Raw genomic sequence first — 14,385 nt, forward strand, 5'->3', positions numbered from 1 at the left:
ATGAAGAATGTTATTTCAAAGTTAATTCAGTAAAATGGTACGAGGTAAAAAGTTTCAGAAATAAACCAATGTACTATATCTCTACATTGTTTAATGAATTGATTTGCAGTTTTTTAAATTTCTTTTTCTACTTTTAACAATCTATTTTAATATTGTAAAAGCATGAAAAAGAGATATTTATCAATAATATTGTTTTCAGTTTTTGTGAATCTACAAGGACAAATCATTAAAAATACGGAACAATTAAAAGAAAAACTCATAGCAATAAATAATCAGTTTGAAGATTCTTTTTTGCGTAATGACAGCAGTATTATTATCAAATACTATGATGATAAACAACCTGTATGCATGCCCGAATATCACAAAGCTTTATATACTAAAGAAGATATAAAATCCTATTATGAGCAATGGTTTTCTAATTTTAAAATAAACGCTTATAAAAAGGTTATTTATGAAGTTAAACAGATTGATAACTACGCAATTGAAATTGGAACTTTCAATATTAATTCGGCAAATAAAAAAGGTGAAGGATTAGTTTACGATGGAAAATATTTGAATGTCTGGAAAATTGAAAAAAATGTAAAACTAACTTTGATATCAGAAATCTGGGGCGCAGATAAAGCAATTGACGGCTCTAATTTTTCATTTATAAAAACAAATTCTAATGAGATTCCAAAACCACAAATTGAAAAATCTTTAGAAAACGAAGTCAATAAACGAAACCAACGTATTGCCGAACTTGTAACAAATAGAGAAGGCGAGAAACATGCAGATGAATTTTTTACAAAAGATGCTATTTACCTAACTTACGATTCTCCAATGTTCATTGGAATGGAAAAGATCAAGCCTTATTTTGTAGAACACGAGAAACCAAATGGAATTTCTATTGATTCGATATCCATAAAAGCTAGCAGAATGATTCCGCTTCATAATTTTGTTATCGAATATGGTTATTATTATGTTGATGTTTCGTGGGATAATAAAAAAGGAAGAGCTATTGTGACCGGAAAAAGCACAAATATCTGGAAAAGAGACGAAAACGGAATTTTAATGCTCTATCGCCAAATGGTAAACCATAATTAAATTGTTGATATTCAAATAGAATCACGATATTTATGTAAAACAAATTAGATGAAACAGAGCGCCGGAATATTATTGTACAAATTCGTTGATAAAACTACTTTTTTCTTTTTGGTACATCCAGGCGGTCCGTTTTGGAAAAACAAAGATTTAGAAAGCTGGTCGATTCCAAAAGGTGAATTTACTGAAGATGAAGATCCCCTTGATGCAGCAATTCGCGAGTTTAAAGAAGAAACCGGTTTTGAAGTCGATGGTGATTTTATAAAACTGGAATATGTAAAACTTAAATCGGGTAAAATTGTTCATGCTTGGGCGGTAGAATTTGACCTTGATGAGACTTTAATAAAAAGCAATGATTTTGAAATGGAATGGCCACCAAAATCTGGAAAATTAGAAAGTTTTCCCGAAGTTGACAAAGGCGAATGGTTTCAAACTGCCGAAGCTTTAAAGAAAATAAATCCCGCACAAGCTGATTTCATTGTTCAAATGATTTCCAAAATTTCAGCTTCACTTTAAAAAACATTCTCGATTTACAGGATAATTTTCGTAATTTACATTTTGTCGTTTGATTGGTTTATCAGACAATTTTAAAAATGTAAATAAAAAGTATGGAAGTTAAATGTATAATTTTCGATTGTGACGGAGTTTTAGTAGATACAGAAAAAATCGGTAACGGAATATTGCTTGAAATGGCATCAGAGCATGGCTTTGAAATGCATATTGAAGATGCCTACCGAAATTTCAACGGACGAAATTTAAAAGACTGTTTTCGTCATATTGAAGAAGCAATCGATCAAAAACTTCCCGATTCTTTCGAAGCAGAATACCGCCAAAAAAGCTTTGAAGCATTTAAAACTCAAGTAAAACCAATGAAAGGTGTTATTGAATTTATCGAAAATATCGAAAAATTAAAAATCCCATATTGCGTGGCTTCCAGCGGTCCGGTTGAAAAAATAAGACTGAATCTTGAAGTGGCAGGTTTATTGGATAAATTCGAAAACAAAATATTTAGTTCCTATCAAATCAACAGTTGGAAACCTGAACCGGGAATATTTTTGCATGCTGCTAAAGAAATGGGTTTTGATGTGAAAGACTGTATCGTTCTGGAAGATAGCAAAGCTGGAGTAAAGGCTGGAATTAGTGGTGGATTCAAAGTGTACGGTTTTGCAAATGGTTTTAATAATGAAGATTTAGAAAAAGAAGGAGCAGTTCTTTTTAATAGTTATGAAGAGTTGAGCGAGTTGCTTGGAGTTTAGTTTTTGTTTCAAGTTTGAGGTTTTGCAAGACGTTTCCTCGACTTATCTCCTAATATTAAAGTTTAAATTTTATCTTACAATTACAAAATTGTTTGATTAAAATGTAATTTGTTGCATTAAAATAAATTTTTATATATTTGAATTTCGACATTCTCTTTTTTAGTTTGATAATAATGAATAATTGTTATTAATACATTTAAAATTGAATGTGTTTTGCCTAAAGAAAAATGACTTTTCCCAAAGAGTTATTTTGAAGTTGTGATTCCAAAATCACAAAATAACCTACAGACAGAAACAAAATGACGAAATTTATAAGAATTTTAATTTTATCAATATTGCTCATTTCTCCAGTTTTAAATGCGCAGATTAAAAAAATTGGTGTTCCTTTTATAATTAATTATAATCCGAAAACGTACAAGGCCGCTTCCGAAAACTGGGATGTTTTGCAGGATTCTAAAGGAATGATGTTTTTTGCCAATCATTTCGGGATTATGCAGTTTGACGGCGTTCGTTGGAGCATCGTTACACAACCGGAAAATAAGAGTATGGTTCGCTCGCTTGCCATCGATAAAAAAGATAAAATGTATGTTGGCGCGCAGGGCGATTTTGGTTATGCAATTCAATTGCCAAACGGACAGTATCAATATACATCTTTAGTAAAATTACTTCCGGAATCAGCTCGAAATTTTGGAGATGTTATACATACCGTTATCCGAAATAATGAAGTTATTTTTTTCTCTTATGAAGAAATTTTTATCTACAACAACAATAAAATCAAGGTTTTAAAGTCTAAAGAGAAATTTGATGATTTCTTCGAAGTGAATAAAGAAATCTATATTTCGCATAATACTAAAGGTTTATTGAAATTAAAAGGTGATAAATTAATTTCGGTTACAAATGGAGAGAAGTTTGCCGGAATGAAAATCAGGAAAATGTTTGAAACTCAAAATGGTTTTTTACTTTTTACACAAAAGAATGGGCTTTTTACTTTTAAAGACAATCAGGTAAAACCATTTTTAACCGAAGCGGACAATTTATTAAAGCAAAATCAGATCTCGGTTGCGGTTGAACTTTCTGATGGATATTTCGGAATTGGAACCCGACAATCCGGGTTGATAGTTATAGATAGTTCGGGACATTTGATTCAGCATATTGATAAAAAAATGGGACTTCAGAATGATTATGTAACGAATCTTAAGGTTGATAAAGAAGGCAATTTATGGGTTACACTCAAAGAAGGAATTTCGCAAATCCAGATTTCTTCGCCATTGTCCAGAGTTTTGGATACTTCAAACTCAGAAACCAAAATTTATTGCAGTCAGATTTATCAGAATAAATTATATATCGCGACAGATAACGGTTTGTTTTGGATGGATTGGCAGTCTTATAAAAACGGAAAACATGAAAACGCGAACTTTCAGCACGTTTCCGGAATGTTTGAAAATGTCTGGAATATTAGCGTTTTTGGAAATTCGCTTTTGGCTTTTGAAAAAAATGGAATCTTTGAAGTTTCCGGTAATTCAGCAAAATTGCTGGCAAAAGTTGATGGCGCGTGGAAAGGAATTTTAGTTCCGAATCATCCTGATTTATTGCTTGTTGGCGGTTATAACGGAATGTATCTTCTTAAAAAAATAAATAATTCGTGGGTTTATCAAAACAAAATAAAAGGTTTTGAGGAAAGCAGCCGAGTTATAGAAACAGATAAAAACGGCAATTTCTGGATTGCCCACGGATACAAAGGAATCTATAAAATTCAGTTTAATAAAACATTCGATGCCGTTTCAAAAGTTGAGTTTTACAATGATAAAAATGGTTTCCCGTCGAGTTTGTTTCTGAATACTTTTAAAATTGACAATCAGATTCTTTTTGGAACCACAAAAGGAGTTTACAAACAAGATGCTCATTCGAAGAAAATGATTCCTGAACCTATTTTTAAAAAATATTTAGGTTTAGAAAATCATATTCGATTATTAAAACCGGATAATCAGAATAATATATGGTACATTTCTGGAGAAAATACCGGGAAAATGGCGAAAAAACCAAACGGAAGTTTTGAAGTTGAAGAATTGCCTTTTAGAAAACTTCGTTACTTATATGTTCCTGGGTTTGAAAATATTCAAACGACAACGAGCGGTGATGTATTTTTTGGAACGCAAGATGGCTTAATTCATTATAATGCCATTAAAAACAAGAAATACAAAACGAAATATAAAGCGGTAATTTCAGAAGTGAAATGTATTTTTCCGAAAGACAGTTTGATATTTTCAAGCCGTTATGATGTGCTTCCGAATAAAACAAAAGATGCAGGAGAAAAAATCTCGCATGTTTTAGCGCATTCTAATAACGCATTGCATTTTTCTTTTTCATCACTTTTTTATGATGAAGCCGATGCAACAAAATACGAATACTGGCTGGAAGGTTTTGAACCGAAATGGTCTGATTATAGTTTACAAACCGAGAAAGAATATACCAATTTACCTGAAAATGAATATGTTTTTCACGTAAGAGCAAAAAACATTTATGATGTGGTAAGCGAAGAAGCGGTTTTTCAATTTGAAGTTTTACCGCCTTGGTACAGAACGATGTGGGCTTATATTTTGTATTTTCTACTTTATTGTCTAGTCATTTATTTGATTATTAAATATCAAAAATTTGTGGCTGAGGGTGATCGTCAGCAATTGATTCTGAATCAGGAAAAAGAATTATTGCGCGCCCGTGCTGAACTTAACGAACAGAGACTGAATTTGGAACAGGAAAATATGGCTATTGTTCGGGAAAATCTCGAAACAACTATTAATCTTAAGAATGCCAAAGTTGCTTCGAATACCGTGAATCTTATTCATTTAAATGAAATTTTGCTTTCGATAAAAGAACTGATCGGGCAAATGGACAAGAATAACGATCCAAATGTGAATTTTAGTTTATTGACCAAAATAAACAAACTAATCGATCACGAATTACAGGGCGACAAACATTGGAACGAATTTGAAGAAATCTTCAATCAGCTGCATGATAATTTTATGCAGAGGATGAAAACAACTTATCCAGAACTGACTCCGCGCGATATGCGATTGTGTGCTTACCTGCGAATGAACTTTAATACAAAAGAAATTGCCCCACTTTTAGGAATTTCTGTCCGTGGTGTTGAAGATACCCGATATAGAATTCGAAAAAAATTGCAACTTCCTTCTGACGCAAATATCACAGAATTCATTCTAAATTTTTAATTTTTTATTATGATGTAAAATCCTAAGTAGTTTTACGCGTTTTTTCTTCATTTTTTTTAAATCACCGTAGTCAAACCGTACTCAAAAATGTAAGTCTAGCCTGATTTATTTGTTAATATTGTCGGATTATTATTAAGATAATGACCTGTTTACTGCAAAATGGGTTTTTATTACGGTAATAAGCTTTACTAACAAAAAACTAAAAAAATGAAACAAAATGACTCTTTTTTCGGCCGACCACCGAAAGATAATTTCTATTATTTTAAACAATTTTTGGCCATAGCTATATTTGTGCTTTTGCCATTTTTAAAAGTTCAGGCGCAATGTAAAACATTGGTTTGGTCTGATGAATTTAATGGTACTACTGTCGATCTAACCAAATGGCAGAGTATTTCAGGAAATGGCTGTCCTTCGCTTTGCGGATTCGGAAATGCTGAAGCGCAACGTTACGATCCAAATCAGGCAACAATTGTAAAAGAAGGAACAAACAGTTACTTAAACATTGAGGCTAAATACCAACCAAACGGATCATTTCCAGATCAGCCTTACGCTTCTTCAAAATTAACTACAGAAGGAAAGTATTCCCTTAAATACGGTAGAGTTGAAGCTCGTATGAAGTTATCAAACGGGCAAGGCGCGTGGCCGGCATTCTGGATGCTTCCCGTTAACGGAAACTGGCCGTATACTGGTGAAATTGATATTATGGAAGCCAAACACAGAAATCCACAATCTGTAGACGGAACGATTCATTATGACGGAAACGGATATCATTTTACAGGAAGAAGTTATAGTTCTCCAACAGATTTATCTACAGACTTTCACATTTATGCAGTAGAATGGGGACCAAATTTTATTAAATGGTATGTTGATGATGTTTTATTTCACACCGCAACTCCAAATACTACAGTAAACGGCGGATGGCCATTTAATGATAGTCAGTTTTATATCATTTTAAATCTTGCTGTAGGTAGTGCAGGAACGCCTTATACAAGTGTGAATGGTGCGGGTGTTGCGCCAATTCCAGGAGATTTTCCGGCAAAATTGCAGGTAGATTACGTTCGTGTTTATGACGGAAGTTATAAATATGGCGTTGCAGGAGATGCAAAAGTGTATCAAAATGAAACTAACAAAACATATTCTATTAATGCTATTGCAGGTGCAACTTACAATTGGACTGTTCCTTCGGGAGCTACAATTACGGCTGGACAGGGAACAAATGCTGTAACAGTAAATTGGGGAACTTCAGGCGGAGATATTTCGGTAACGGCAACAACTTCTGGTTGTACTGCAAATACTTATAAATTGGCTGTAGCGACAGAAGCTGTAATTCCGGTAGAGAAAATTCAGGAAGATTTTCAAACGAACAGAAATGTTGTTTACGGAAATAAAACGGGAGTTTTGACAGAAGCCATTGCAAATCCATCTGCAACTGGAATTAATACTTCGGCTTTGGTTGGAAGATATGTTCGTAATTTTTCTGAATTGTATGATGTTTTCAATATCAAAAATATCGTAATCAGCAATGCAAATGATTATGTTTCAGGAAGAAAACGAATCTCTTTTGATTTGTATACTTCGGCACCGGTTGGAACTAAAATTTCTATGCAGTTAGAAAATAGCAATGTTACAACGGCAACTAATTATCCATCAGGAAGACATAGTGGTTACAAAGCGACTACAACAGTTCAGAATAAATGGGAAACAATTGAATTTGAATTTGAAAAAATTATTGATCCAAACACAAGTGCTTTGACGATTAATAATGTGGCTTTACTTTTTGAATCAAATTCCAATTCGGGAGCAACTTATTATTATGATAATTTGTTGACAAGAGCTACTCTGGAAAAACCAATTGTTGCCACAGATGTATTGCAGAACTACGATGGCATCAATAAAATTATAAAAGGAACTACGACAGGAACTTATACAGTTGTAGCAAATCCGGGCTCAAATTCTGTTAACTCGTCCGCAAATGTGGCGAGATACGTTCGAAATGTAACAGAACAATACGACGTACTTTTCTTTAATACACAAACTTCAATCGAAGATGCTGGTTTATTCAAAAACCAAACAAATAAAATCATGATTGATGTTTATACAACGGCTCCGGTTGGAACAGTTGTAAGTATGAATTTTGAAAATAGTGCGACTTCGCTTCCGGCAAATTATCCAACGGGAAGAAATAGTAATTATGTAGCGATTACAACGAAACAAAATCAATGGGAAACGCTGACATTCTACTATAATTCAAGTCCAGATGCCGGAACTTCAAACCTGGCAATTAACCAAATGGTTCTTTTGTTTAACTCCGGTTCTTATACAAGCGATACGTATTATATTGATAACATCAGAATTGGAGCAACCAAACTTCCAGATACTTATACACCTGGAGTTGTTTATGAAGATTATCAAACGGTTCATAATATTACATTTAGAGATGCTATCGGAACTTATACGGCAAACGTAGCAAATCCAAGTGCAACGGGAATTAACACATCTTCAAATGTTGGAAGATACGTTCGTAAATCAACAGAATTGTATGATAATTTCTCTTTCAATACTACTTTAACCAATATTGGAGATTTTAAAGCCGGAACTAAAAAATTCGCCATGGATGTTTATACATCTGCTCCGGTTGGATCAATTATTTCATGGCAGGCAGAAAGCAGTGCTTCGGTTCCGTCAAATTATCCGGTTGGAAGACATAGTATTTATCAGGGAGTTGTAAAACAAACGAATACTTGGCATACGGTAACTTTTACCTATGTAAGTACACCAGATGCTTCAACTGCAGATAATGAAGTAAACCGTTTTGTTTTCTTATATGAGCCGGGAACAAATTCTGGAAACACGTATTATTTTGATAATCTTAGAGCTTTAAACTTAGTTCATACAGAAACTCCGGTTGGATTGCCTTGGCCGTGGGTTAGTACAGATTTAGGTGAGGTAACACCAGCAGGAGAAGCGACACATTCTAGCGGAACTTTCACAATAAAAGGTTCAGGAACTGATATTTGGGACACAAGTGATCAATTTCAATTTGTAAATCAATCCATTACGGGCGATGCTGAAATTATTGCCAAAGTTAATTCGCTTACTAATACAAATACTTATGCAAAAGCTGGAGTTATGTTTCGTGAAACGCTTACACCAACTTCCAAACATGCGATGACCGATGTGACTCCAGCTGCAGGAGTTGAATTTTTATCAAGAAATGCTACGTCAGGAGTAACTGTAGCCGATGTTGCAGCGGGAACTGCACCAAAATGGGTTCGTGTGGTTCGTTCAGGAAATGTATTTACGTCTTACACTTCTGATAACGGTACAACATGGACACAGCTTGGAACTCCAAAAACAATTACGATGGCTAATACCATTTATGTTGGAATGGCGGTTACATCTCACGCAAACGGAACTTTAGGAACAGGAGTTTTCAGCGATGTTATTGTTCGAAATATTACACCAAATCCGAATGTGAATTTAGCTTTAGCTAAAACTGCAACAGCTTCTACAGAAGAAAATCCGACTTTATCAGCAGGTAAAGCGACAGATGGAGACGGAACAGTTTCAAGATGGGCGAGTTCTTTTGCCAATGCTACAGAATGGATTTATGTTGATTTAGGAAGTAATTATAACTTGAATCGCGTGGTTTTAAAATGGGAAGCAGCTTATGCAACGCAACACAAAGTACAGCTTTCTACAGATAATGTTTTCACCGAAAATGAAACTATCAATACACAAACAGCAAGCGACGGAGGAACTGATGATTTAACTGTAAGCGGAACAGGAAGATATCTTAGAATTTTATGTACGGCAAAAGCTTTAGCTCCTTACGGATATTCATTGTATGAAATTGAAGCCTACGGATCTGCTTCTGCCGCTAAAAAAGCGAATGTCGTAGTTGAAGAAAGTGCACCGGAAAGTGTTGTTTTTGCCATTTATCCAAATCCGGCAAGCGACTATATTCAAGTTGCAATTCCGGAAAATTTAGACAACAAAATCATCACGATTTATGACAATTCAGGAACATTGATTCTTCAGAATAAACCTGAAAAAGAAGCAAGTGAAAGTGTAATTGATTTGAGCAGACTGAGAGAAGGAATTTATATTCTGAATTTCAAATCAGATCAAAAAAGCTGGAGTAAAAAGTTAATTAAGAAATAATTAAAAACAAATTGGGTGTGATGATCCTAAATAGTTACACCCAATTTTTACACATTTTATTTTCTCATTCTTACTAATTAGAAACAAATTTTTATTAATCAAAAAATCTAAACAATGAGAAATTTTAAGTTACAAAAGAAGTTTTTTTTAGCAGTAATGCTAACATTCCTATCTGTTTTAATGTACGGACAAGGCGCTATTCCTTTTACAATTAGTAATAATTCAACTTTCGCCGACAGCGATTTGTATGTAGCGATTGTTGGAATTGATTACACAACCGGAAACCATGTTTGGGTAAATGCCAAAACAAGTCAGGTTTTACCAATGAGCGCATCTTATAACACGGTTACAGGACCAACTTATGGCGGAAATACCGGTCCGGGACAAAACTCAAAATATGCGGCGTGTTTTACAAAGCTGAGCGAAATTCCAAATAAAACTTTTACACTGCCTTTAATTGCAGGCTGTAGGGTTTTTATTTCTAAAGGTTCGCAATTGTATTTCTACTTTTTTGGTGCAAATGGCGCTCCGTCAGGATATGCTTCACCAAATCCGCAAAATGCAACCGATCCGAATCAGGGAATTTTATATGAAATGATCGAATTGACTAATAATCAATATGGTTTCTTCGGAAATCCGACACGTGTAGATTCATATAAATATCCAATGGGATTGGAATTATTTGGTGCAAACGGTTACCAAAAGAAAGTTGGAGATTTAAAGAAACATGCTGGTATCGTTGCGGCTTTTAAAGCGAATGTTCCGGCAGAATTTCAAGGTTGTGTAAACGATGCGACAGGAGAAATTACAGCTCCGTCTAAAACACCAGCTTATGCACCAGGAGGACCATACGAAAACTATTTAAAATCCTATATCGATGCGATTTGGAATAAATACAAAAATGAAGATTTAATATTTTATGCCGGAGATGCCGGAGTTTTTAAAGGAAGAGTTATTGGCGAACAGCTAGAAATGGTTGGGCAATCTGGAGGTTTTGTTGGCCGAACAGGAAGAGTTCAATATAGGCCAAGTACTCAGGAAGCCCTTGAAGGAAAAGGTGTTTTGGACAGAAGATTGGTCGATGGAGATTTGGATCTTGTGATTCAGGCACAATTAACAGCGGCAATTAACCGACATGTTGTAAATGTTACAACAACAAATCCTGGACAACAAAACTGGTACGATGCATCAAAATATTATCAGGTAAACCCAACAAACCATTATTCTAAATTCTGGCATTTACCAGGAATTAATGTTGATAATCTGGCTTATGGTTTTGCTTATGACGATGTTGCTGATCAGTCGCCATCGCTCCATTCGCCGCAGCCAACAAAAGTAATTGCTTCTTTTGGAGGTTATGCAGGAACAGTTCCTTCAGTTCCGGCTTCGACAGATGTAATTACAGTTTATAAAGATTGTAACTACACAGGTTTCTCTGGCGGATTAACAATTGGCGATTATAATTTAGCTCGTTTAAATTCTTTGGGAGTTTTAAATGATGATATTTCGTCACTTAAAATCACTCAGGGTTATCAGGCGATTTTATATCAGGATGATAATTTTACCGGAGCTTCAACCGTAATTAATTCTGATAATTCTTGTTTAAACACAACTTGGAATGACAAAGTAACTTCTATCAGAGTTATTGCAAACGGAACAACAACTTTAGGAAACCAGACTTTCTTTTTACAAAACAGAAACAGCGGTTTATACATGGATGTTTGGAATTCAAGTATGGCAAATGCTGCGGGAATCAATCAAGGTGCATTGAATTCTGGTAACAACCAAAAATTTGTGTTTACACATTTAGGCGACGGATTGTATAAAATCATAGCTAATCACAGCGGACAATCTTTAGATATCAACAATTTCAATAAAGCAAACGGAGCGCGTTTAGAGCAATATCCGTACAATGCAACTACAAATCAGCAGTTTGTATTGGTTTCAACTGGAGACGGATATTACAAAATAGTGGCAAGACACAGCGGAAGAATTGTTGAAGTTGCCGGAGCAAGTACAGCTTCTGGAGCCATTATTCAGCAATGGGATAACAACAACCAAACTTGCGGACAATGGAAATTAATTCCGGCTACAAGTTCTCAAACTTCAGTTTTAATTCAGGCAGAAGATTATTCAGCAATGAGTGGAATCCAAGTTGAAGCAACTACGGATACTGGTGGAGGTTCAAATGTTGGTTATACAGAAACTGGCGATTGGTTAGCATATAACAGCATCAATTTTCCAACAACAGGTTCTTATTTAATTGAATACAGAGTGGCAAGTGCTGTTACTGGCGGAAGATTATCTTCTGACTTAAATGCCGGAGCAATTCTTTTAGGAAATGTTGATATTCCAAATACTGGAGGGTGGCAAAACTGGCAGACAGTTTCTCAAACGGTAAATGTAAATGCAGGAACGTACAATTTCGGAATCTACATTCAGAATACTGGAATGAACATCAACTGGATTAAAATTACTAAAGTTGGTGCGGGCGCTGCGGCAAAAACAGCTTTAGCGAAAGCTCCAGAAGAAGAAGCTCCGGTAGAAACAGTTTTAAATGTTTATCCAAGCCCGGTTGAAAATACACTTTATGTAACTACAGATCTTTCTGGCGGAAGTGTAAAAATTGTCGATTCACAAACGGGATCTACTGTTGCATCTCAAAAAATCAATAATAACAGTTTTGATGTTTCGCATTTGAGACAAGGAATCTATTTTATTGTTTTTGAAAAAGATGGCAAACAAACGATCAAACGTTTCATAAAAAAATAGTTTTAAAAACCGGATTTCTGGCTTTAGATTTTTAGATAATAATTTAGGTAGTGTTAGTTCTACGAAATTAGATTGCGCCAACAGTCAAATCTAAAATCTAAAGTCTGAAATCTAAAATCAAAAAAAATACAACTCAATAACCGTCCCAATATTTACGAGTTTATTAATCTATTAAAACAATTATTATGAAAAACAATTACCGAAGAATGCTGCAGAAATGCATGATTATTTTATTGTTAGGCTTTTTTAATTTAGCTGTAGCTCAGCAGAAAAAAGTTATTGCTTACATTCCAAACTGGATAGACTTGAACGCCTTTTCAAGTACAATTCAGTACAGTAAATTAACGCACATTAATATTGCGTTCGAAAATCCTGATGCCAATGGATATTTAACTTTTAATTCCGGAAGCAATGCTATTATTAATGCAGCACATGCACAAAACATTAAAGTTTTTGTTTCCCTTGGAGGAGGTTCTGTTTCAGAAGGTGGCGCCATTCGCGACAATTATTTTAATTTAATTACACCAGCAAACCGAACGGCTTTTATTCAAAAACTCTACGATTATGTTGTGGCGCACAACTTTGATGGAATCGATGTAGATTTAGAAGGTCCGGCAATCAATGGCGATTACGGCGGATTTGTTATTGCCTTGGCGAATAAATTGCATGCCAATGGTAAACTGATTTCAGCAGCGCTTTCAGAAGGATATGGTGGTGCTAATGTACCTGCATCTACTTTTGCGGCTTACGACTGGATCAATATCATGGCTTATGATGCAACTGGGCCATGGCAGCCAAACAATCCGGGGCAGCATTCTCCATACAGTATGGCTGTAAATCAATTTAATTACTGGACAGGAAGAGGTTTACCGGCAAGCAAAGCCATCATAGGATTACCTTTTTACGGATACGGTTTTGGGGCATCTGCAAATCAGGGAATTTCTTATGCTAATATCGTAGCGCAATATCCGGGAGCAGAAAATCAGGATCAGGTTGGAAACACGATTTATTATAACGGAATTCCAACAATCAAAGCAAAAACAACTTTTGCGATTCAAAACGCAGGCGGAGTTATGATTTGGGAATTATCTCAGGATGCAACTGGTTCTAAATCATTATTAACAGCCATCAATCAAGTAATTACAGGAAGTAATCCTCCAGGAACTGGAACTTTAATTCAGGCTGAAAGTTACAATACAATGAGTGGTGTTCAAACAGAAGCTACTACAGATACTGGCGGAGGATTAAATGTTGGATATTGTGATACAGGAGACTGGATGGCATATTACAACATTAACTTTCCAACATCTGGCAATTATGTTATTGAATACAGAGTGGCAAGTGCTGTTAACGGAGCAAGAATTTCATCTGATTTAAATGCAGGAACAATTCAGCTTGGCGCTGTTAATGTACCAAATACAGGCGGTTGGCAAAATTGGCAAAAGGGTTCTCAAACCGTAAATGTAAATGCCGGAACATACAACTTCGGAATCTATATTCAAGCTTCCGGAGCCAATATTAACTGGTTCAGAATTACAAAATCGGCTTCAGGTTTAGCTGCAAAATCTGCTACTCCAACTGCTGAAACTCCTACAGATATTGCAAGTGTTACTATTTACCCAAATCCAACGGAAGATACACTTTTCTTTAGTTCAGAAGTTTCTGGCGCAAATGTAAGTGTTATCAATTCTGAAGGTGGTGCAACGGTTTCATCTCAAACTGTAAACAACAACAGTATCAATGTTGCTAATTTAAAAAGCGGAATTTACCTGATTTCATTAGAGAAAGATGGAATCAAAACGGTAAGACGTTTTATTAAAAAATAAGTTCTTAACCGCAAAGTTCGCAAAGAAAAACCGCAAGGTTCGCAAGGCAATAAAATACTT

Annotated in this window: 7 protein-coding genes; all 7 read left to right on the forward strand. The window is 35.0% G+C overall.

Annotation, left to right across the window (positions count from 1 at the left end; genetic code table 11):
- Nucleotides 1–162: 162 nt before the first annotated feature.
- The 7 genes from GQ47_RS17725 to GQ47_RS17755 all read left to right on the forward strand — a co-directional run bounded on the left by GQ47_RS17725 (nt 163) and on the right by GQ47_RS17755 (nt 14,325).
- Nucleotides 163–1,083 carry a YybH family protein gene (locus GQ47_RS17725; RefSeq protein ID WP_035651215.1) on the forward strand — a complete coding sequence of 307 codons (921 nt, stop codon included), beginning with the start codon at nt 163–165 and terminating at the stop codon, nt 1,081–1,083.
- A gap of 48 nt (nt 1,084–1,131) precedes the next feature.
- Nucleotides 1,132–1,596, forward strand: coding sequence for an NUDIX hydrolase (locus GQ47_RS17730; protein WP_035651217.1), 465 nt, complete (start codon nt 1,132–1,134; stop codon nt 1,594–1,596).
- 92 nt (nt 1,597–1,688) lie between these two features.
- Nucleotides 1,689–2,336, forward strand: a complete 648-nt coding sequence (locus tag GQ47_RS17735) for an HAD family hydrolase (protein WP_035651221.1) — start codon at nt 1,689–1,691, stop codon at nt 2,334–2,336.
- A 299-nt stretch (nt 2,337–2,635) separates the two neighbouring features.
- The gene (locus tag GQ47_RS17740; RefSeq protein ID WP_035651224.1) at nt 2,636–5,563 is read left to right on the forward strand and encodes a triple tyrosine motif-containing protein; all 2,928 of its coding nucleotides are present in this window, start codon (nt 2,636–2,638) and stop codon (nt 5,561–5,563) included.
- Nucleotides 5,564–5,770: 207 nt separating this feature from the next.
- The gene (locus GQ47_RS17745; RefSeq protein WP_035651226.1) at nt 5,771–9,727 is read left to right on the forward strand and encodes a family 16 glycosylhydrolase; all 3,957 of its coding nucleotides are present in this window, start codon (nt 5,771–5,773) and stop codon (nt 9,725–9,727) included.
- 114 nt (nt 9,728–9,841) lie between these two features.
- Complete coding sequence (locus tag GQ47_RS17750) at nt 9,842–12,499, forward strand: beta-1,3-glucanase family protein (protein ID WP_035651229.1); 2,658 nt, start codon at nt 9,842–9,844, stop codon at nt 12,497–12,499.
- Between the two features lie 185 nt (nt 12,500–12,684).
- Nucleotides 12,685–14,325: a glycosyl hydrolase family 18 protein gene (locus tag GQ47_RS17755; RefSeq protein ID WP_035651232.1), complete on the forward strand. Its 1,641-nt coding sequence runs from the start codon at nt 12,685–12,687 to the stop codon at nt 14,323–14,325.
- Nucleotides 14,326–14,385 lie beyond the last annotated feature (60 nt).

It is taken from the genome of Flavobacterium sp. ASV13, from assembly GCF_000745775.1.
Taxonomy (GTDB): Bacteria; Bacteroidota; Bacteroidia; order Flavobacteriales; family Flavobacteriaceae; genus Flavobacterium.